The 21,510-nt window shown below is 35.1% G+C and carries 23 protein-coding genes; 19 read left to right on the top strand and 4 right to left on the bottom strand.

The window, feature by feature from the left end; genetic code table 11:
- The first annotated feature begins 45 nt into the window (after positions 1-45).
- From pdxA to RA0C_RS05970, 10 genes are all read left to right on the top strand, one after another.
- Positions 46-1,131 carry a 4-hydroxythreonine-4-phosphate dehydrogenase PdxA gene (gene pdxA / locus RA0C_RS06015; protein ID WP_004917146.1) on the top strand — a complete coding sequence of 362 codons (1,086 nt, stop codon included), beginning with the start codon at positions 46-48 and terminating at the stop codon, positions 1,129-1,131.
- An 89-nt stretch (positions 1,132-1,220) separates the two neighbouring features.
- The gene (locus tag RA0C_RS06010; RefSeq protein ID WP_014411293.1) at positions 1,221-1,760 is read left to right on the top strand and encodes a YceD family protein; all 540 of its coding nucleotides are present in this window, start codon (positions 1,221-1,223) and stop codon (positions 1,758-1,760) included.
- 45 nt (positions 1,761-1,805) lie between these two features.
- Positions 1,806-2,009 carry a 50S ribosomal protein L32 gene (gene rpmF / locus RA0C_RS06005; RefSeq protein WP_004917152.1) on the top strand — a complete coding sequence of 68 codons (204 nt, stop codon included), beginning with the start codon at positions 1,806-1,808 and terminating at the stop codon, positions 2,007-2,009.
- Between the two features lie 94 nt (positions 2,010-2,103).
- Positions 2,104-2,595 carry an acetyl-CoA carboxylase biotin carboxyl carrier protein gene (gene accB, locus RA0C_RS06000; protein ID WP_004917155.1) on the top strand — a complete coding sequence of 164 codons (492 nt, stop codon included), beginning with the start codon at positions 2,104-2,106 and terminating at the stop codon, positions 2,593-2,595.
- Between the two features lie 85 nt (positions 2,596-2,680).
- The gene (gene accC, locus RA0C_RS05995) at positions 2,681-4,036 is read left to right on the top strand and encodes an acetyl-CoA carboxylase biotin carboxylase subunit (protein ID WP_004917157.1); all 1,356 of its coding nucleotides are present in this window, start codon (positions 2,681-2,683) and stop codon (positions 4,034-4,036) included.
- Positions 4,037-4,158: 122 nt separating this feature from the next.
- Positions 4,159-5,412, top strand: a complete 1,254-nt coding sequence (gene rocD, locus RA0C_RS05990) for an ornithine--oxo-acid transaminase (protein ID WP_004917159.1) — start codon at positions 4,159-4,161, stop codon at positions 5,410-5,412.
- Complete coding sequence (locus tag RA0C_RS05985) at positions 5,413-6,228, top strand: DUF5672 family protein (RefSeq protein ID WP_004917161.1); 816 nt, start codon at positions 5,413-5,415, stop codon at positions 6,226-6,228.
- Positions 6,221-7,213: a hypothetical protein gene (locus tag RA0C_RS05980; protein WP_004917162.1), complete on the top strand. Its 993-nt coding sequence runs from the start codon at positions 6,221-6,223 to the stop codon at positions 7,211-7,213. The genes RA0C_RS05985 and RA0C_RS05980 overlap by 8 nt, the downstream gene beginning before the upstream one ends.
- A 3-nt stretch (positions 7,214-7,216) precedes the next feature.
- The gene (locus RA0C_RS05975; RefSeq protein ID WP_004917163.1) at positions 7,217-8,179 is read left to right on the top strand and encodes a CgeB family protein; all 963 of its coding nucleotides are present in this window, start codon (positions 7,217-7,219) and stop codon (positions 8,177-8,179) included.
- Positions 8,180-8,181: 2 nt separating this feature from the next.
- Positions 8,182-9,216: a glycosyltransferase gene (locus RA0C_RS05970; RefSeq protein WP_004917164.1), complete on the top strand. Its 1,035-nt coding sequence runs from the start codon at positions 8,182-8,184 to the stop codon at positions 9,214-9,216.
- Here the strand turns inward: RA0C_RS05970 and RA0C_RS05965 are convergent, their stop codons facing one another.
- The gene (locus RA0C_RS05965; protein WP_004917165.1) at positions 9,217-10,155 is read right to left on the bottom strand and encodes a glycosyl transferase family 90; all 939 of its coding nucleotides are present in this window, start codon (positions 10,153-10,155) and stop codon (positions 9,217-9,219) included.
- A gap of 12 nt (positions 10,156-10,167) precedes the next feature.
- A complete protein-coding gene (locus tag RA0C_RS05960) occupies positions 10,168-10,509 on the bottom strand; it encodes a phosphomannose isomerase type II C-terminal cupin domain (RefSeq protein ID WP_004917166.1) in 342 nt (113 codons plus the stop codon).
- A 147-nt stretch (positions 10,510-10,656) separates the two neighbouring features.
- Here RA0C_RS05960 and RA0C_RS05955 point away from each other — a divergent pair, with 147 nt between their 5' ends.
- From RA0C_RS05955 to RA0C_RS05935, 5 genes are all read left to right on the top strand, one after another.
- The gene (locus RA0C_RS05955) at positions 10,657-12,783 is read left to right on the top strand and encodes a peptidylprolyl isomerase (protein ID WP_004917168.1); all 2,127 of its coding nucleotides are present in this window, start codon (positions 10,657-10,659) and stop codon (positions 12,781-12,783) included.
- A gap of 104 nt (positions 12,784-12,887) precedes the next feature.
- Complete coding sequence (locus RA0C_RS05950) at positions 12,888-13,826, top strand: MlaD family protein (RefSeq protein ID WP_004917170.1); 939 nt, start codon at positions 12,888-12,890, stop codon at positions 13,824-13,826.
- Positions 13,827-13,844: 18 nt separating this feature from the next.
- On the top strand, positions 13,845-15,182 hold the full coding sequence (locus tag RA0C_RS05945) for a (Fe-S)-binding protein (RefSeq protein ID WP_004917172.1): 1,338 nt from the start codon (positions 13,845-13,847) through the stop codon (positions 15,180-15,182).
- Between the two features lie 54 nt (positions 15,183-15,236).
- Positions 15,237-16,022, top strand: coding sequence for a (Fe-S)-binding protein (locus tag RA0C_RS05940; protein WP_004917174.1), 786 nt, complete (start codon positions 15,237-15,239; stop codon positions 16,020-16,022).
- A gap of 25 nt (positions 16,023-16,047) precedes the next feature.
- Complete coding sequence (locus tag RA0C_RS05935; RefSeq protein WP_004917175.1) at positions 16,048-16,542, top strand: hypothetical protein; 495 nt, start codon at positions 16,048-16,050, stop codon at positions 16,540-16,542.
- Here the strand turns inward: RA0C_RS05935 and RA0C_RS05930 are convergent.
- The gene (locus RA0C_RS05930) at positions 16,505-17,395 is read right to left on the bottom strand and encodes a hypothetical protein (protein ID WP_013446955.1); all 891 of its coding nucleotides are present in this window, start codon (positions 17,393-17,395) and stop codon (positions 16,505-16,507) included. The genes RA0C_RS05935 and RA0C_RS05930 overlap by 38 nt on opposite strands.
- Positions 17,364-17,861: a hypothetical protein gene (locus RA0C_RS05925; protein WP_013446954.1), complete on the bottom strand. Its 498-nt coding sequence runs from the start codon at positions 17,859-17,861 to the stop codon at positions 17,364-17,366. The genes RA0C_RS05930 and RA0C_RS05925 overlap by 32 nt, the downstream gene beginning before the upstream one ends.
- Here RA0C_RS05925 and RA0C_RS05920 point away from each other — a divergent pair.
- The 4 genes from RA0C_RS05920 to fabF all read left to right on the top strand — a co-directional run bounded on the left by RA0C_RS05920 (position 17,828) and on the right by fabF (position 21,507).
- The gene (locus tag RA0C_RS05920; RefSeq protein ID WP_014411289.1) at positions 17,828-19,159 is read left to right on the top strand and encodes an oligosaccharide flippase family protein; all 1,332 of its coding nucleotides are present in this window, start codon (positions 17,828-17,830) and stop codon (positions 19,157-19,159) included. The two genes, RA0C_RS05925 and RA0C_RS05920, sit on opposite strands and share 34 nt — an antisense overlap.
- Positions 19,160-19,323: 164 nt before the next feature.
- Complete coding sequence (locus RA0C_RS05915) at positions 19,324-19,839, top strand: hypothetical protein (protein ID WP_004917180.1); 516 nt, start codon at positions 19,324-19,326, stop codon at positions 19,837-19,839.
- A 155-nt stretch (positions 19,840-19,994) separates the two neighbouring features.
- A complete protein-coding gene (locus RA0C_RS05910) occupies positions 19,995-20,234 on the top strand; it encodes an acyl carrier protein (protein ID WP_004917181.1) in 240 nt (79 codons plus the stop codon).
- A 28-nt stretch (positions 20,235-20,262) separates the two neighbouring features.
- Positions 20,263-21,507 (top strand): beta-ketoacyl-ACP synthase II, encoded by a 1,245-nt coding sequence (gene fabF / locus RA0C_RS05905; RefSeq protein ID WP_013446952.1) that lies wholly within the window; start codon positions 20,263-20,265, stop codon positions 21,505-21,507.
- Positions 21,508-21,510 lie beyond the last annotated feature (3 nt).

Here is a 21,510-nt window from a genome sequence, read left to right as displayed (position 1 = left end):
AATAATTTATTAAATTTGTAACTTTAGAAAACAAAGATAAGTAAAATGAGTGTAAAACATCACAAACCTAGAGTAGGGATTTCCATAGGAGATTTTAACGGTATAGGTCCTGAAATTATTCTAAAAACATTAAAGGATAAATCTATTACCGATTTTTTTACTCCAGTGATATTTGGTTCAGGGAAACTTTTTTCTTATCAAAAAAATATATTTAAAATTCAGGCTAACTTTAATTACATCAATAAGGCCACGGAAGCGTCTGCTGGTAAAATTAATATTGTTAATCTTTGGAAAGATAATGTTAATGTAAATTTAGGAGAGCCTACGGAGGAATCCACAAGAATGGCAATAGATTCTTTGGAAGCGGCTACAGAGGCTTTGAAACAAGGAGAGGTAGATGTTTTAGTAACAGCACCTATCAATAAAGACGAAATGCTAAAACATGGATTCAAACATGCAGGGCATACAGGTTTTCTAGAAGAGAAATTTGGAAAGAAAGGACTGATGTTTTTAGTGACCGAAGATTTAAAAGTGGCCGTGGTAACGCATCATATTCCAATTTCGGAGGTGGCTCAAAATATCAGTAAAGAAAGGATAAAAACTTATTTGAATATACTAAATACAGCTTTGGTAGAAGATTTTTGTATTGCTAAACCTAAAATAGCAGTTTTAGGACTTAATCCACATGCTGGTGATGGTGGAGCGATAGGTAAAGAGGAGCAAGAAATTATCATTCCAGCAATAAAAGAGGCTTTTGATAATGGTGTTTTGGCGTTCGGACCTTATCCTGCAGACAGTTTCTTCCAGCCACAGAAATATAAAGCCTTTGATGCTGTTTTAGCGATGTATCATGATCAAGGTTTGGCACCATTTAAAACTTTGGCGTATGAGGAGGGAGTAAATTATACGGCGGGATTACCTTTTATAAGGACTTCCCCAGACCATGGGACGGCTTATGATATAGCAGGAAAAAATATGGCAGATCATAGCTCTTTTGAGGAAGCGGTGTTTACAGGGATAAAAATTTTCCAAAATAGGAGCGAATATCAATCTCTTATGGAGAATAAACTGAAAGTTAAAAGAAGTGGAAATAATGGCGTAGACGAAGATTTGCCAGATGAAGATGTTTAAAAAATAGAGGAAAAGACATCGGTTCTGTTTAATTTGTAATGTAGATTTTGTTATATAAAAAAAAACACTTATTTTTGCAGACCATTTTTATGGATAAATTTAGAAAATATGATATTGTTTTCTCAGGCTTAAAAAATGGTAAACACCAGTTTGAGTTTGAGATAGATAAAGAGTTCTTTAGTTTATTTAATGCAGATGTAGATTTTAGTGAACCTAAGATTTTGGTAGATGTTTTGTTGGAAAAGCATACCACTTTCTTAGAGTTTTGGGTGAAAGTATCAGGAGAAGTAACTTTGATTTGCGATATAAGTGGGAACGATTTTCCTTATGAAATAGAACATGAACTCAAAGTTTTAGTGAAGTTTGGAGAAGAGTATGATGATAGTAACGAGGAAGTTATTACAATTCCTTCAAGTGATTATCATTTTAATGTGGCTCAATTAGTTTACGAGGCGGTGATTTTATCTATTCCAATGAAGAAAGTTTCGCCGGAGGTAGAGGGGAATGAAGAGTATGAGGCTTTGTTAGAAAAGTATAGTCCTAAAGCCTTAGATGAATTAGAGGAAGAAAAATCCAATGAAGATATAGACCCTAGATGGCAGGCATTAAGCAAGTTAAAAAATAAATAGAGAAGAGAGTATTAACATAATATAGAAAAATAAAAAACAGTAATAATGGCACATCCTAAGAGAAGACAGTCGTCAACCAGAAGAGATAAAAGAAGAACTCACTACAAAGCAGTAGTTCCTCAGTTAGCTAAAGATGCTACTACAGGAGAGTTACATCTTTATCATAGAGCTCACTGGCACGAAGGAAAACTTTACTACAGAGGAAAGGTAGTAATGGAGAAAAATGTAGAAACTACAGAAGAAAACTAGACTACTGTAGTAGAAATTATTTTATGCATAAAACCGCTCTTTTTTTTGGATTGAGTGGTTTTTGTTATTATATTTGGGGGTTAAAAATTATCTTATGGATTTAAAAGATTTACAAAACCTCATTAAGTTTGTTTCTAAGTCGGAAGTGGCTGAGGTTAAATACAAAACAAAGGATTACGAAATAAATATTAAAAATCCTGGCTCTAATGAGAATATAACTTATGTTCAGCAATCTTTACCACAATCTCCTGCAGTTTCGCCTGTGGCATCGCCAGTAGCTCCTGCGGCAGTATCTTCGTCATCTGCTTCTGTAGCTCAGGAGGGTAAAGCAGATGATGATAGTAAATATATCGCTATTAAATCACCAATGATAGGTACATTCTATAGAAAGCCATCGCCAGATAAAGATGTTTTTGTAAATGTAGGAGATTCTGTATCTGAAGGGAAGGTAGTTTGCGTTATAGAAGCTATGAAACTATTTAACCAAATAGAGAGTGAGGTAAGTGGTAAGATAGTTAAAATATTGGTAGATGACGCAACTCCTGTGGAGTATGATCAGCCACTATTCCTTGTTGATCCGTCTTAAGTAGAGAAATTTTAAGTCAAAAAAGTGTTATAGTTTGCTCTGTTGATATGGGGTAATTTATTTTTAATTTAAAGTTTCTTATAAAATGTTTAAAAAAATATTAATAGCCAATCGTGGAGAGATTGCAATGAGGATTCTCCGTACTTGTAGAGAGATGGGGATTAAAACCGTTGCAGTTTATTCTACGGCAGATAAAGATAGTCTGCATGTGAGATTTGCAGATGAAGCGGTTTGTATAGGACCTCCTACTAGTAAAGACTCCTACTTGAGTATACCTAATATACTTGCTGCAGCCGAGATTACCAATGCTGATGCTATCCACCCAGGATATGGGTTTTTGTCAGAAAACGCTAATTTTTCTAGAATTTGTCAGAAAAATAATATCAAGTTCATAGGGGCAAGCCCAGAGCAAATAGAAAAAATGGGTGACAAGGCTACTGCTAAAGCAACTATGAAGGCTGCAGGGATACCTTGTGTACCAGGTTCTGATGGTTTGATAGGCTCTTATGAAGAGGCTGCGAAAATTGCAGAAAAAATTGGTTATCCAGTAATGATAAAGGCAACAGCTGGAGGAGGTGGTAAAGGTATGCGTGCCGTTTGGAAAGCAGAAGAACTTAGAAACCACTGGGATTCTGCTGTGCAAGAGGCTATCGCTGCTTTCGGTAATGGAGGTATGTACATGGAAAAACTTATAGAAGAGCCTAGACATATTGAAATACAAGTGGCCGGAGACCAGTATGGTAAAGCTTGTCATCTTTCTGAAAGAGATTGTTCTATTCAAAGAAGAAATCAAAAATTAACAGAGGAAACACCATCTCCTTTTATGACCGATGAACTTCGTGAGAAAATGGGAGAAGCAGCTGCAAAGGCAGCGGAATATATTGGTTATGAGGGGGTGGGTACTATAGAGTTTTTGGTAGACAAACATAGGAACTTCTATTTTATGGAGATGAATACTCGTATCCAAGTAGAACATCCTATTACAGAGCAGGTTATTGATTATGACCTTATTAGAGAGCAAATTCTTCTAGCTGCGGGAACGCCTATATCTGGTGTAAATCATTATCCTAAACTACACTCAATAGAATGTAGGATTAACGCGGAAGATCCTTATCAAGACTTTAGACCATCTCCAGGAAAAATTACTAGTCTTAATATTCCAGGAGGACACGGGATAAGAGTAGATACTCATGTTTACTCGGGTTATACCATACCATCTAATTATGACTCTATGATAGCTAAACTCATTACTACGGCTCAAACTAGAGAAGAAGCTATTGCTAAAATGAAGAGAGCTTTAGAAGAGTTTTATATAGAGGGAGTTAAAACTACGGTAGCCTTCCATAGGCAGTTGATGGATGATCCAGACTTTGTAGCAGGCAATTATACTACCAAGTTTATGGAGACCTTTAAAATGAATAAAGATTACGAAAATATGTAATTTGTTTAGCCCCTAGAAATAAAATTTTCTAGGGGTTTTTCATAAAGAGCGGCAAAGGCGTGATTTAAATAAAAAAATTATTAAATTTGTCGGTATACTTGTATTTATATAAAAATAGTAATATGTCAAATAACAAAAATTTGAAAACAGCTCAGTATTTTATAGATTTGGAGGATCGTCATGGTGCTCACAACTATCATCCGCTACCAGTGGTTTTGGATAGAGGAGAAGGTGTTTTGGTATGGGATGTAGAAGGAAAACAGTATTATGATTTCCTTTCTGCTTATTCGGCAGTTAATCAAGGGCATTCTCATCCTAAAATTGTAAATGCTTTGGTGGAACAAGCTAAGGTACTGTCATTAACCTCTCGTGCGTTCTATAATTCTAAACTAGGGATTTATGAAGAGAAGATAACTAAGCTTTTAGGTTTTGATAAAGTATTGCCTATGAACTCTGGTGCAGAAGCTGTAGAAACAGCTATAAAACTTGCGAGAAAATGGGCTTATGAAGTAAAAGGCGTTCAAGGTAATAATGCTAAAATTATTGTTTGTGAGAATAATTTCCACGGAAGAACTACAACAATAGTTTCTTTTTCTAACGACCCTGATGCACATAGTAATTATGGACCATTTACACCAGGGTTTATAAGAATACCTTATGATGATTTAGATGCTTTACAAAAAGTATTAGAAGAAGAGGCTGAAAATATAGCTGGATTTTTGGTAGAGCCTATACAGGGTGAAGCTGGGGTATATGTACCTACAGAAGGTTTCTTGAAGAAAGCACAAGAGCTTTGTAAAAAGCATAATGTATTGTTTATTGCAGACGAAGTGCAAACAGGTATTGCTAGAACGGGTAAGTTAATAGCGTGTCATCACGAAGAGGTACAGCCAGATATTTTAATCTTAGGTAAAGCATTGTCTGGGGGAATGTATCCAGTATCTGCTGTTTTAGCGAACGATAATATTATGAAGGTCATCCACCCAGGGCAGCATGGTTCTACTTTTGGAGGTAACCCTTTGGCATGTGCTGTAGCAATAGCAGCTTTGGATGTAGTTCAGGAGGAAAAATTATCTGAAAGAGCAGAAAGACTGGGGAAAATATTCCGAGCAGAAATAGAGAAAATTATAGCAAAAACAGATTTAATCTATAAAGTAAGAGGAAAAGGATTATTAAATGCTATTCTTATCAATGATAGCCAAGACAGTCCAACAGCATGGAATCTTTGTTTAGATTTAGCTAAAAATGGTCTTCTAGCGAAGCCTACACACGGTAATATTATCCGTTTAGCTCCACCTTTGGTAATTACAGAGGAGCAGCTAATGGAGTGTGTTGCTATTATAGAAAAAACGGTTTTGGAGTTTAAGAAAGCTTAAATGGTAACCATTATCATACCTATCTATAAAGAGAAACCTACAGCACTTGAAGTGGTTTCTATAACGCAAACTTTTAGAGTTTTAGATAGGTATGATATTGTTTTTATATATCCTAAAACACTTGATATATCCTACTATAGAGAAAAGTATCCAAGAGCACAATTTAAGTGTTTTGCAAAATGTTATTTTGATGGTATTTATGGGTACAATCAGTTGATGTTGAGTGAGGATTTTTATCAATCTTTTAAAACGAAATATATTCTTATTTGTCAGCCTGATGCTTTTTTGTTTAAAAATGATTTGGAAAGCTGGTTATTGGAGGACTATGATTATGTTGGAGCTCCATGGTTGAGGAGTTCAGACCATATACCTATTCCCAAAAAAATGTGGGATTTTGGATTGTCATTTCTAAAACGAATTATCAATTATAAAGGAAATGGTAAATGGCAAAAGAATAAATCGTTGTTGTACAATCAAGTAGGTAATGGAGGTCTTTCATTAAGGAAAAGAGAAAAGTGTATTGAGGTGCTTAAGCAGCTTTCGGAGGTTGTCTCTATTTATCTTAAACCGAGCAATCAATCTTCTTTTTATGCTGAAGATGTTTTTTTTAGCATTGAGCCTCAACGAAATGGACTTTCGTTCCACAAGCCAAACTATAAAAAAGCGTGTGAGTTTGCAATTGAAAATAAGCAAGAAAAAGCCTTTGTTTTGAATGGAGGCATGTTGCCTTTTGGATGCCATCGTTGGGATAAGGAACTAGACTTTTGGAAGGAGCATATAGAGCAGCAAGGGTATAAATTAGAACAATATGAGTAGGGATTTTAAAGGGAAAAGCATTATTTTGGGAATTCCTAATCATTTTGGTTTGCCAGAATGTTTTAGAAAAAACTTAGAATACTTAGGTTTTAAAGTCTATTTGTTGCCTTATGATATGAATGCAAAATCTCAACTTATATGGCAGGACTACCTTATACACGGAGCTAAGAAAATTTTTCTTAACAACCGAGTCTATAAAGCAGAAAAACTTGCAGAAATTCAGGAAGCTAGTCAATTGAAATTTATTGAAGAACTAGGCCGTGTTGATTATGCATTGGTTGTTCGTCCTGATTTATTTTCTAGGAAGGTATTACAAAGTATAAAAGAGAAATCAGATTTTTCCGTTGGCTATCAATGGGATGGTATGAGTAGATTTCCTTTGGCAAGTACTAGGATCTCTCACTTTGATAAATTTTATGTGTTTGATAGGGAAGATACAAAGCGCTTTCCCAATACCTATCATACCACTAATTTTTATTTTGATTATATATCTCAACAAGTTGATATAAAGCAAGATGTGTTTTTTGTGGGAACTTTTATGAAAGATAGAATGGAGATGTTAGTTAGTCTATCGGAGTTGTTGAAGTCGTTCGGATTGTCTTTGAATATGACTGTAGTATATGGAAATAAAAGTAAAATAAAACCATACAAAAATACACCTATTCAGTTTCGAAAAACGGGAAACTCGTTTGAAACTTCTATGTTGGAGAGTATGGCCTCCAATATTCTAATTGATGTTGAAAACACAATACATAAAGGATTATCATTTCGTTGCTTTGAGGCGGTAGGGTTTTCGAAAAAGCTAATTACCAATAATAGATTAGTTAAAAATTATGATTTTTATGATGAAAATAATATTTTTGTTGTGGAATCGGGTTGTAGTCAAGTGGATTTTGAGCAATTTATTAATAAATCGTATAAATCTCAACATGATATTGCCTCTAAGTATAGTTTTTCGTATTGGTTTTCTAAGTTATTTTGTTGAAAGATGAAGAAAATTCTTTTTATCGCTCCAGATTATTATGGATTTAATGAAGTGGTGTATGATGGGCTGAAGAAATACAGTAATGCCAAAGTTACTCATGTTGTGAGTGCTTATACGCAACGATATAAGTATAAGCACATTGGTGAGCGTATTCAAAATCTATTTATGAAAACATTTTTAGGAAGAAATCTTAAAGATGAAAGGCAATATGGAGAATTAAAAGAAGTAGTTCGTAATTCAGATTTTTTTGATCAAATAATCATAAATCGTCCAGATGTTTTGTCTACAGATGATTTAATTCGGCTAAAATCTAAAACGAATATGTTGAAGGCTTTCTTCTGGGATAGTATAGAAAAAATTCCTAGTCAAAGAGATAGTATTGCTTATTTTGATAAATGTTTTAGTTTTGATTCTTTGGATTGCGAAAAGTATGGTTTTGAGAAGAATACTAATTTTTTCTTTGCTCCTACAATGCCTAATCAGGATATTATTTACGATGTGTTATTTTTAGGAACACAAGATGGTAGGATTGATAAGCTTGTGAAAATTTTGGAACATTTAAATCGTATAGGATACCATTCAAGGGCTCTTTTGTACAATCATTATTCCAGCGAAGAATCAGAATATTCCAAGAGTCCTTTTATTACAATCACTAATAAATTAATTCCCTTTTCTCAATCTTATAAAATTAGTAGTCAATCTCGTATTTTGCTGGATTTGGCACAGGATAACCAGGCGGGATTGTCTTTCAGGCCTTTTGAGGCTTTGGGGCTCCAGAAAAAAATGATTACAGATAATCCCAATATTTTAAATTATGATTTTTATTCTCCAGAGAATATTTGTTTGATTGATCCTGAAAATATTAAAATTTCGGAAGACTTTTTTAGCAAACCTTATAAGCCGTTAGATACGGCTATTTTGGGTAAATATTCATTGGAGCATTGGATTCATAACATAATTAAGTAATAATGAGGAAAATCTATTTTTTTTGTCCGTCAAATACAAATCCAACAGGAGGAGTGAAGCAGATTTACCGTCAGGTGGATAATTTAAATCGTTTAGGCTATTTGGCTGTATTATTATTAAAGAAGCGTAGTTCAAATAAAAATAAATGGTATTCTACTGAAAAAATAGCATATAACTACGATATTTTCTATAAAGTATTAAGTAAACTCGGAAATAAAAAGAAGACACTTTTTGATAGTCTGAAACGAAAAATAAGAAGAATAAAAGATACGGTTGTAGAAAAAGATGGCATAATTGTTATGCCTGAAATTTATGGAAGCCAAATACATAAGTCGTTGGAGGGAAGGAAGTATGTTATTTTTAATCAAAATTGTTATTATACATTTCAGCATTATAATTTTAGGTATAGTGTAGATAATCCTTATCTTAGCAAAGATTGTTTGGGGGTAATTGTAGCCTCAGATGATGCTTATAAATACTTGAGGTATGTTTTCCCTAGTATAAATATTCAGAAGATTACATTGGGAATAGATAAAACAAATTTTTATTATTCAGAAAATAAGGCAAAAAAAATTTGCTATATGCCACGTAAATTGAAAGAAGATTCAGAGCAAGTGATTTTAATCTTAAAAGCTAAGTCTTTGATAGAAGGGTGGGAACTGTGTGCTTTAGATAATATGAGTGAAGAAGAAGTCGCAAGAAATTTGAGAGAAGCGGTATTGTTTTTATCATTTAATCATAGAGAAGGTTTTGGTCTTCCACCCGTAGAAGCAATGGCGTGTGGATGTTATGTGATAGGTTACAAAGGGCAGGCAGGAAGAGAATATTTTAATACTGAATTTTCTGAGCCAGTAGCAGATGGTGATATTATTCAATTTGTACAGTCTATTGAAAGGGCTATTCAAGATTATGACAGGTGCCCGTCAGAGATTTTAAACAAAGGAAAGAGGGCTTCGGAGTATGTTTTGGAAAAATATAGTATGGAAAATGAGTTTGAAACCACTAAAAAAGCGTGGGAAAACTTATTAGTTCCTTGACTAATAGTTATGTGTGTATTCAAAATATTTTTTTAGTACCCATAGGCTACATAAGTCTTCTATGTCTGGATTCCAAAATTGCTGACAATGTTGATGGGCATTGTGGAGGATTTCCAGGCAAATATCAGTATTTTCACTATAAAAATTAAGTTGTTCTTCCAAATCCGAATAGTCGGGTTTTACTTCAATGTAGTGCTTTCCACCAACTAGAGTTCCTTCCATAAACCAAGATTCTATAGTAGGTTTAGGCATTACAGCGATAGAATTGGAAGACATAATCCATTTAAGATTGGTAGCTACATCATTGCCTTGTAAACTCAAAATGAATTTGTATTTTAAATGTTCTTTTAGGGTGATTTTGGGTTTTATCCATTCAGGATTTCCACCCTGTTGGTTGGTTTGTCCCAAATTACATAACGGGTGTTTAAAATATTTTTGGTAAAAATCTATCCGATGGTTTTGCACCACCGCACCTCTTCCTATTAGGAGTGTCTTCTTTTCCGAAAATGGAATATCTTTTTTTACCCAGACAAAATGACGTACCTTATCCAAATTGAGCAAAATACTATTTTGGTTATTTGGATTTATAGGTCTACTTTTTACAATACTAGGTGTATCGGGAATATGTATTACATCACCAAAAATACAATCAAAGAAAGAGTGGTGGTCAAAAAATCTAGCATACTCATAAGTATCAAAATAATAAACCTTTGGAGTTTTAGGGTGTTTTAAATCTTTGATTTGTAGTTGCTTGGTTATTTCTTTTGGTTGGTTCAGTTGATTATAGTAATCTACACGCTGCCGAATTTTTTCTAATGTTGTGTCAGAGAGCGATGTAACTAACTGCGTAATTTTGTCGTCAAAATCAAGTGACGGGCGTAGAAATCGGGCGTAGCTCTCAAGGTAGTAAAGAAGTTTATTTTTTTTGATCATTTTCATGAAAACTTCGGGCTATTCTCTTGCGTAGTCATCCTGTAATCTTACAATGTCGTCTTCGCCAAAGTAAGTCCCTGTTTGCACTTCTATGAAAATTAAGATATCATCGCCGATATTTTCAATACGATGTTTTGAGCCAAGGGGTATGAGTACAGTTTCGCCATATTTATAGATGGTTTCTACATCATCCAAAGTTACCTTAGCGGTACCTTGTATAATGGTCCAAGCTTCTTGTCTTTTATTATGGTATTGGTAAGAGAGGCGTTGTTTAGAGAATACTTCTACACGCTTTAGTTTATAGTTGGTTTCGTCTGCTAATACAAAATACTTTCCCCAAGGTCTTTCTCCTATTTCCATACAGTTCTCTTTAAGATTAAGGACACAAAAGTAAATAAATTTGTTTATTTCCTAAAGTTTTGGGAGAAAAATAAAAGAAAATAATGTTTTATATTATTCTAAAAATGTGTATTTTCGCAAATTGATTTTAAAAACTAAATATTAGAAATGGCAGTTTTAGGAGAAATTAGAAAAAGACCTTGGATATTGATAGGTTTTATTGCTATTGCACTACTAGCATTTTTGGTAAATCCAGATAGTTTAGATAAGGTTTTTGGTAAAGATCCTAACATTCTTGGTAAAGTAAATGGTGAGGAAATTACTAGGGACGAGTATAATGAGCAACTTATGCTGATGCGTAATCAAGCGGAAAGCCAAGGTCAACCTTTGGTAGGATTGGAGGAACAGGCTTGGCAAACTTTGGTACAGTCTAAGCTTATCAAACAACAGTTTGAAAAAATGGGATTAGAGCTTACTGAAGATTTCTTTTGGAATCAGTTGCAGTACGACCCAATGTTTTCACAAAACCCTCAAAATTTTGATGCTAAAGGGAACTTTAAGCTAACCGAAATTAAAAAGGAGATAGAAGGGCTTAGAGAAAGTGGTAGAGTACAGGAGTATAATCAATGGCTTAATATCAGAAAAACAATAGAGTACAGAATGATGGCTCGTCAGCTTTTTGCTAATGTAACTAATGGTATTACGGTAGGCAAAAAAGAAGCGGAGCTTATCATGAAAAATAGAGATCAGGTAGCGGATATAGATTTTGTGAAAATAGATTACAATACATTTGCACAAAAGAATCCTGTAAAAGTAACCTCTGAAGATTTGGCTAATTTTATCAAGAAGCACCCTGTTGCTTTTAAGGCAGAGGCAAGCAGAAATTTAGGGGTGGTTTTGTTTCCTGCCAAACCTAGTGCGATTGATGATAGTTTGACACTAAAAGAGTTAAGGAAACTTTATAATGGCGAGGGGGAAAACTTCTTAAACTCTCCTAGTGATTCTATGTTTGTAGAGATAAATTCAGAGGCTCCTGTTAAATATGGTTTTGTGTCAGAGCAAGAAGTGCCACAAGAAGCACAGGCTTTTGTGAAAACAGCTACTGTAGGTCAAGTTTACGGTCCATATAAATCAGGAGGTAAATACTATGTGACTAAATTAGCAGGTAAAAGTGAGGCAACTTTACCTAAGCATATTCTGATTGCTTTTGCAGGTACAGATGTAGCTAAGCAAGATCCTTCGATAAAAAGAACTAAAGAGGAAGCTAAAAAGTTAGCGGATAGCATCGCTACTCAAGTGAAGGCTGATCCTGCTAAATTTACTCAGTTTGTATCATTTTCAGCTGATAAAGGGTCTGCACAACAAGGGGGAATGTTACAATGGGTTCTTCCTGGTAAGAGTGGTTTTGTAAAGCCTTTTGCAGATTGGGTAGAGTCTAACCCTAAAGGTGCAGTAGGTGTTGTGGAGACTCAATTTGGATACCATGTTATGGTAAACGAAAATAAAATGCCTGTTTACAAAATTGCTAACTTAGCTAAAGATATAAGAGCTTCTAAAGAAACACAGAATAAAGTTTACGCACAAGCAAATACTTTTATACAGCAGATTCAAGGTAAATCGTTTAATGAGTTTGCTAATTTAGCTAAGAAAAGCAACTATCAGTTTGCTAATCCTAAAATGGTAGGTCGTTTTCAGGGGCAAATACAAGGTTTAGGAACAGATAAAGACGAAGAAATTTTAGCTTGGGCATTCAATAAAGATACAGATAAGGGAGATACAAACATTTTTACTACAAGTAATGGAGATTATGTTGTGGCTTATCTTAATGGAAAACAAGAAGCAGGTTTGGCTGACCCAGAGTCTGTAAGAGAGCAGATAGAACCAATAGTAAAAAATCAGTTATTGGCTAAGAAAATCATTGAAAAATTAAATGCTTCTAAGTCTTTGTCATTGGATGAAATAGCTAAACAATTTGGAGCGGTTAAAGAGAGTGGGCAGATAAATATGCTAACTCCTAGTTTAGGTATGGCAATGGAACCTAAGGTAGCGGGTGCGGCTTTTGGTGTAGCTCCTAATAAAGTTTCTAAACCAATAGAAGGTAATACAGGTGTCTATGTTGTGGTTAAGAAAAAGGTGTCGGAGAACAAACAGCCAGGAGATGCTAAGCAGTTTGTACAAATGTTAGAGCAACAGAATGCACAAATGTTTACACAAAGCTTACTGAAGAGTCTTCAGGATAATGCTGATATAAAAGATTATAGAATTGAAGTTTATAATAAAACTCAAGAGCAATAATTTAGATTTAATATAAATATGATTAAAAAGCGACTTTATAGTCGCTTTTTTGATGTTGAAAATTAAAAATCTTATCTTTGCTTAGTTGAACCTAATGTAATAAAATGAAGTTTTCTAAAGAATTAAAAGCGGGGCTTATTGCAATATTGGCTATTGTAGGGTTTGTACTTCTTTATCAATTTATGAAAGGGAGAAATATATTCTCTATGGACAATGTCTATTATGTAAAGTATGATAATGTGCAAGGGCTTTCGGCGTCTAATGCGGTTTCTATAAACGGGTTAAAAGTAGGGCAAGTAGAGGAAATAAAGCCGGTAAAAGCAGCCAATGGTCATATTTATTTTGTAGTAAAGATTACTGTAGATAATAAGTTTGGATTTGCTAAAAAATCTACGGTTGAGATATTTGAACCAGGATTGATGTCTGGCAAAGAAGTTAAAATTAATCTTATTTATGACGGCGAGCAAGCTAAAAATGGAGATACTTTAATGGGGGCACTCCAGCAATCAGTGTTTAATAGTCTTTCTTCTGAAGTTAAGCCTGTTAAAGACCAGTTATCTCATGTTTTAACTAACTTAGACTCTACTCTCGCAAGTACTAATAAAATAATGGACGAGCAAAACCGAAGAGAAATCAAGCAACTTTTACAAAGTCTTAATCATACGGTAGAGTCGTTCAGACAGACTTCTCTTCAGACTAACCAAATGCTTTCTAACACAGACCCTAAAATACAAAAGATGCTAGATAATGCTAACTTGGCAACCGTGAGTGCAAAGACAACATTAGACAAGTATGGTAATGTGGCAGAGAAGCTAGACATCAATAAACTAAATGATGCTGTTGCTAAACTAAGTTTGACGTCTGATAAATTAAATACACTAATCTCTGGAATTCAAAACGGAGAGGGCTCTTTAGGAAAGATAGCTAAAGATGAGCAGCTTTACAATAATCTTAATCAGACCTCAAAAAATCTTAATGGGTTAATAGAGGATATTAAAAATAATCCTAAACGCTACATTAACATCTCTGTGTTTGGGAAGTAGAATATAAAAACAGTTACAATGCAGTACATAGATAACATATTGTTCCTTATTTGTTTGGTTGTAGGCTTTGGTCTATTTATTAAGAGTTTAAAAGAGATTTATCGCAATATCAAACTCGGTAAGGCTATTGATAGAACTGATAATAAGCCTGAAAGATGGCGTACTATGGCGAATGTAGCCTTAGGACAAAGTAAGATGGGAGCAAGACCAGTGGCTGGTTTCTTACATATTTTGGTATATGTTGGCTTTTTAGTCATCAATATGGAAATGTTAGAAATTATAGTTGATGGACTTTTTGGTACACACAGATTTCTAGCGAGTGTGATGGGAGAAACGCTATATGCTCTGTTTACTGGCACTTTAGAAATTATGGCATTGCTAGTTCTTATTGCAGTGGTTATATTTTTTATAAGAAGGAATGTACTGTCTGTAAAGCGTTTCAATATGAAAGAAATGTTTGGGTGGCCTAAGAATGATGCTAACTGGATTTTGGTAATTGAGTTTGTACTTATGATGGCATTTCTTAAAATGAATGCTGCAGACTCTATTTTACAGACTCGAGGTGTAGAAGGTTATCATCATTTAGGAGCGTTCCCTGTGAGCGGAACATTTTTAGTACCTATTATGGAGGTGTTTCGTTTTGATAGTTCTTTTCTTATTTTCGTTGAAAGAAGTGCTTGGTGGGTACATATACTAGGGATTTTATTCTTTATGAATTACCTTTACTATTCCAAGCATTTGCATATCATTTTTGCATTTCCTAATACTTGGTTTGCCAATCTTAAACCTAAGGGAGCATTTAATAATTTGGATTCTGTTACAAAGGAAATTAAGCTAATGATGGATCCTAATGCAGACCCTTATGCGGCTTCGCCAGATGGGGCTGAACCACCAGCGAAGTTTGGGGCAGAAGATGTTTTTGATTTAAACCAAGTACAGTTGCTAAATGCTTATACTTGCACCGAGTGTGGAAGGTGTACTGCGGTTTGTCCAGCTAATTTGACAGGAAAAAAATTATCTCCTAGAAAAATAATGATGTCTACAAGAGATCGTTTGGAAGAAGTAGGACAAAACATCAACAAGAATGGCAAATTTGTAGATGATGGTAAAAAGCTACTAGATGACTACATTACTCGTGAAGAACTTTGGGCGTGTACCTCTTGCAATGCTTGTGTAGAGGCTTGTCCTGTACTTATAGATCCATTATCTATTATTTTTGAGATGAGAAGATTTTTGGTAATGGAGCAGTCAGCGGCACCACAAGAGCTTAATTTGATGATGACCAATGTAGAAAATAACGCTGCACCTTGGCAGTACAATCAGGCAGACAGACTTAATTGGGCTAATGAGGACTAATAGTTCTATCGTCAAGAAACAAAGTAAAATAGTTTTAATTTAGATTACAAATAAATGGAATTCAAAATAAAAACAATGGCAGAATACGCTGCCGAAGGTAAAGCTCCCGAAGTTTTGTTTTGGGTAGGCTGTGCAGGAAGTTTTGATGATAGAGCTAAAAAAATCACCAAAGCCTTTTGTAAAATCCTCCATAAAATAGGGGTAGAATTTGCGGTATTGGGACAAGAGGAAAGTTGCACTGGGGACCCAGCTAAGAGAGCGGGGAACGAGTTTGTTTTCCAAATGATGGCACTCACCAATATAGAAATCCTTAATGCTTATGAAGTCAAGAAAATAGTAACGGCTTGTCCGCATTGTTTTAATACATTAAAGAATGAGTATCCTAGTCTTGGTGGGAATTACCAAGTGCTACATCACACACAGTTTTTAAAGCAACTTATGGAGGAGGGAAGACTGAAGATAGAAGGCGGTAGGTTTGAAGGTAAAAAAATCACTTTCCACGACCCTTGTTACCTCGGTAGAGCCAATAACGAGTATGAAGCACCTAGAGAACTCCTCAAAAAATTAGATGCAGAGCTGGTTGAAATGAAGCGTTGCAAACAAAACGGATTGTGCTGTGGAGCAGGAGGGGCACAGATGTTTAAAGAGCCAGAAAAAGGAAATAAAGACATAAACATAGAAAGAACAGAAGAGGCTTTAGCGAAAACACCAGATGTTATCGCAACGGGTTGTCCTTTCTGTAATACAATGATGACGGACGGTGTAAAGCATTTTAATAAAAACACAGAAGTAGAAGTTAAAGATATTGTGGAACTTTTAGCAGAAGCAGAGGATTTATAGTTGAGTTATCTTATAAACTTGTTATATGAAAATAGAAGAATCTAATATAGTAGAAACTAACGATTATAGAGTGCTTATTTATCCAGCCTCTAGACCTTTTTTACCTAAAGAAAGTAAGGAAATTACAGAAAAACTTTTTGACTTTCTTTCCGTTTGGGCTGCACACGGCAAACCATTGTCATCGTCTTTTAAGATTGAAAAAAATCAATTTATCGTCATTAGTATAGATGAGGAGCAAGAGGTGGCTTCAGGGTGTTCTATAGATGCTCTTAATGGTGTGATGAGGGAAATAGATACCACTTATCAACTAGGGTTATTTGACCGAATGAAGGCCTGTTTCGTGGAAAATGGCGAAGTGAAAACTATGAAATTACAAGAGTTCCGCTCGGCATTAAAGGAGGGCAAACTCTCTCAAGAGATAGAAGTATTTGATTTTTCTAAATCTACCTATGTGGCTTTTTTATCGGATTTTCTTTTGCCGCTTAAGAGAAGTTGGGCAGGTATTTATGTAGAATCTTAGTGAATTGAGAAAAGCTACTCCACTGCGATTTTGAAATAAAGAGCAACCCTAAAACCCATATTTCCACAAAAAGCGTATCACTAAAAAAGTACAAAAATAAATGAAGTCCTACGATGCCCCAACCTAAAAAGGCATCGTATTTTTTTGTAAAAAATCCAATAAAATAAAGACCCTCAAACAAGAATACAAGTTTATCCCCAATGTTGAGAATCCAAGAGTGTTCAATACAGAAAAGATAGAATTTACTTAAAATACTATCAGGATTGGTAAAGATGTACCAAGAGAGGTTGTCTTTGAAAGACATTTCTCCAAATCGAGGCATAAACATAGCTCTATGTATAAACTTCCAGAGGAAAGCAGAAAAGTAAATCCAACAAGCATAATATCTTAATCCTTCCCACATAAGATTAAAATTGATAGGAGAAATAACAAAAAATATAAAGCCTATAATGATAAAGCCTTTAAGGTAGCTAGAGAGAAACCCCATATTTGAATTAAACCCAATGGCATAAATCAAGAAAAAGATATAGAATAAAATAGGGATAGCTTTTTTATTTGGGGATACGAAACTTAGTATCCAAAATATAAATAGTAGAACAGTAAATACAATGCTATAAATAGGGTGCTCAAAAACAAAATAATTGATGCCGAAATAATTATATAAACTCGTTAAAAAATCACCTCCTGAAATTTGGAACGAAGGGTTTTCCATCTGAAAATTCAATGTAGAAGAGTAACTTCTGAATAAGAACGACAAACCAAAGCATAAAAGTACACTTCTTTTAATTAAAGCCTGATAATTGGCTAAATCTCTAATGGAACTATTGCCCTTGCGTAAATATTTTTTCAACATTTTTTACGGAGTATTTATTATGTTTGTCGTAGTTTACAGTTACTTTGTATAAAGTGATGTGGTCTAACTTCTTACCTTCCACTTGTTGTATGTATCTAAAGAGCCATTTGGGATAATGTGTATTTAAGTAGTTTTTGTTAGCGGAAGGATAGACTTTTTTGTGGAATGCGGTTTCTGGGCTGTCTTGACCTAAAAGTTGCTCCCAAGTTCTTGACGAATAGTAAAACACGATTCGCTTATGATGATTCCATAATTCAGGATGATTGAAAATTTTGCCGTCGCTTTTCTTTATCACAAAAAACGAAAAGTCATTCTGTATGGGGACGGGAGCGGAGTACATTGCATAGATGAAAAAAGGGGTGCTACTCGTCCTAAAGATGTGGCTTATCAAAGTGAGTACGATGAATCCTACAAAGAAATAATACATCTTTTTTGATTTTTGGTAGGCTATATTTAGGAAAGTCATCTGTAAGTTATTATTTTTACCGAAACAAAATTACAGCTATTTTGTCAGTATTAAAAGTATTAAAATCAAATATATTTTTTCTAAAATCTTTTTTCAAGAACAACGGTTTTTGGACGGCTTCGGCGATGCTGATTTCAAAATTAGTTTTGCTTCTCGTTAATATTTATGTCGCTAGAGTATTACTAAAAGAAGATTTGGGAATGGTGTTTAAGGTCCAAAACTTTATTTCCTTTTTCATTCCTTTTGTAGGGTTGGGGACTTATCAAGGGTTATTAAAATTTGGCAGTCAATTAGACCGCTCAATCGATTTTGAAAACCTAGAAGCTTATTCATTATACTATGGTTTGTTGGGGCAGTTGGTTATAAATGCATTGGTTTTTATACTTGCATTGGTAATGTTTGGGCAACAATTAGAAGTCTTTTTTTTGGTGTTGTGGTTCTTGGTAAGGCTTGTGGGATTATTCTTTTTGGAAGTCTATAAAGCCTCTTGTAGAGCCTCTTTCCGTAATAGGAAATTTGCTCTTTTGGAGATTGTCAATAGTGTTGCCTTGTTGGCGTTGGTATTGGGGCTTACCCCATTGTTAGGGCTTAGGGGTTATGTCTTAGCCTTGTGTTTGTCGCCTTACTTTATATTCTTTTTGGGGTTTAGGAAGTTCAGAAAAGTAGTACTGAAACCACTCTCGGTAAAATCACTTTGGCGATTTAACCTTTCTACCGCCGCTGCGAGCCTTATGCAAGAGTTGTTCTTGCTTACGGATATATTTATGATTGGGGTGTTGTTTAGTGAGGGGGTCTTGGCGGAATACAAAACGGCTTCGCTCATACCGTTAAATTTAATTTTCCTATCACGAGTGTTCATTCATAATGACTACCCTAAACTATGCAAACACCATCAAGATAAAGCATTTATCAAAAGGTACATTACTCAATATTTAGTCTTATTCTCGGCGCTATCAGTATTGATTTGGGGCTTGGGAAAAGCTTATGCCAATGAGATTATGAGTCTTTTTGGAACTCAATATTTAGGACAGACACACTTATTTAATGTTTTCTTAGTAGCTGCAGTGGTAGGTATGATGCTTAGGACGCCGTTTAGCAATTTGGTCTTTGCGATTGAAAGGACGAGGTTGCATCTTATCATTTCCACACTGTCGGTAGTATTGCTCGTCCTCCTCATCTTTGCCTTACAACCCTATTTTGGGATTTTAGGGGTAGGGTACGCCCATCTATTAGCCGTCTTTTTTTCAGGGGTTCTTTATAGTGGGGTGGTTATAAAATATCTAATGAGGCTTCGATAAGTCTTGTTTTTTTGTAATCTATTACCCTTTTTTAAGTGCTTATTTTAGTAAAAATAAAAAAATACAACAAGGTATTGCATATATAAATGTGAGTATATAAATTTGGTTTGTACTCGAATATGATTAATAATTTATTTTTTTTATAACACTAAAAACTATAAACAATGAAAAAATTAACACTTTTACTAGGATTAGTCTCCGCCCTTTGCTTTGGACAAGAAGTAGGAAAAGTAGAATCTACTGCCTACAATGTGCAGATAGGATTTGTGGGAGCGTGGGTAAATACCGAGATAGGTCTAGCAGACCAACTTGCATTACGCACCGAATTAGGAGTGATGCCCAAATGGTATGTAGGTACAGGGACAGGCTGGTTTCTAGATGCGTCTGTAGAGCCAAGATACTACTACAATATTAAAAAAAGAGCAGAAAAAGGGCGAGATACTTCGTCTAATGCGGCCAATTTCTTAACCATGGGTGTATCTTACAGACCAGAAAAGTCTTTTAGTTCAAATTATACCGATTATAGCAGTATTTCCATAGTTCCTAAATGGGGGATTAGGCGTAATTTAGGTAGTAACTTGCACTATGAAGTAGGAGCAGGATTAGGCTTCCGCCACGAGTTTAACAATCGTAACTACGGCGAGATAGACCTTCACTTAAGACTAGGCTATAGTTTCTAACCCAACCTTCCCCGTACCTTGTTGCCATAGAGTACGGGGATTTTAATACAAACAAAGGGGCATACCCGAAAACTCCGAAATTTTTTCAAAAAGAATATAAATTGAAGTGAAATTTCATATATTTGCACCGAATAATAATTTTAAAACTTAATATTATGTCAGACATTGCATCAAGAGTAAAGGCGATTATCGCAGATAAGTTAGATGTGGAGGAAACAGAAGTAACTCCGGAAGCTAGTTTTACTAATGATTTAGGAGCAGATTCGCTAGATACTGTGGAGCTTATTATGGAATTCGAAAAAGAATTCAACATCCAAATCCCTGATGATCAAGCGGAGAAAATCACTACAGTAGGGCACGCTATTGCTTATGTAGAAGAAGTGGTAAATAAATAATTAGTATTTTTATCAAAAACTTAAATTTATGGAATTGAAAAGAGTAGTTGTTACCGGATTTGGTGCTATTACACCTATTGGAAATAATGCTAAAGAATATTGGGAAAACCTTGTAAAAGGTGAGAGCGGTGCTGCTCCAATTACTCTTTTCGATGCCACTAATTTTAAAACTAAATTTGCTTGCGAGGTTAAAAACTTCAATCCATTAGATTTTTTTGACAGAAAAGAGTCAAAGAAAATGGATAGAAATACTCAATTGGGAATTGTAGCCGCTAGAGAAGCTATAGAACACTCTGGTATAACTAGTACAGAGGTTGATAAAAACAGAGTAGGGGTTGTATGGGGGTCTGGTATTGGTGGACTAGAAACTTTTGAGAAGGAAGTTTTAGACTGGGCAAAGTCGGATATTCCTAGATTTAATCCGTTTTTTATTCCTAAAATGATTGCGGATATTACACCAGGGCATATTTCTATTGAATATGGTTTCCACGGACCTAACTATACTACGGTATCGGCTTGTGCGTCTTCGGCTAATGCAATCATAGACTCTAAAATGTTAATCCAGCTTGGTAAAGCTGATGTTATTGTTTGTGGAGGTTCCGAGGCTGCCGTAACGGCAAGTGGAGTGGGCGGCTTTAATGCGATGATGGCACTTTCTACAAGAAATGACGACCCTAAAACAGCTTCTAGACCTTTTGATAAAGATAGAGATGGTTTTGTTCTAGGGGAAGGTGCGGGGTGTATTATCTTAGAGGAGTATGAACACGCAAAGAGAAGAGGGGCAACTATTTACGCAGAGCTTAAAGGTGGAGGTATGAGTGCAGATGCACATCATATGACGGCACCGCACCCAGAAGGTTTGGGAGCTTATTTGGTAATGAAGAACTGTCTAGAAGATGCAGGAATTACTGCTGATGAGGTAGACCACATCAATATGCATGGGACATCTACGCCATTAGGAGATATTGCAGAATCTAACGCAATTTCTAGATTACTTGGTGACCACGCCTTTGATATACAAATCAATTCTACAAAGTCTATGACAGGACATTTGCTGGGAGCAGCAGGTGTTGTAGAGGCTATTGCTGCCATAGGAACTATTATTCATGATGTTGTTCCACCTACAATTAACCATTTTACAGACGATGAAAAAATAGATAGTCGTCTTGACTTTACGTTCAATAAAGCAGTAGAAAAGAAGGTTAATGTTGCAATGAGCAATACTTTTGGCTTCGGTGGACACAATGCGTGTGTGCTATTCAAGAAAGTCTAAAGA

It is taken from the genome of Riemerella anatipestifer ATCC 11845 = DSM 15868, from assembly GCF_000252855.1.
Lineage (GTDB): Bacteria > Bacteroidota > Bacteroidia > Flavobacteriales > Weeksellaceae > Riemerella > Riemerella anatipestifera.
This window is presented reverse-complemented; position numbering and strand designations above follow the sequence as displayed.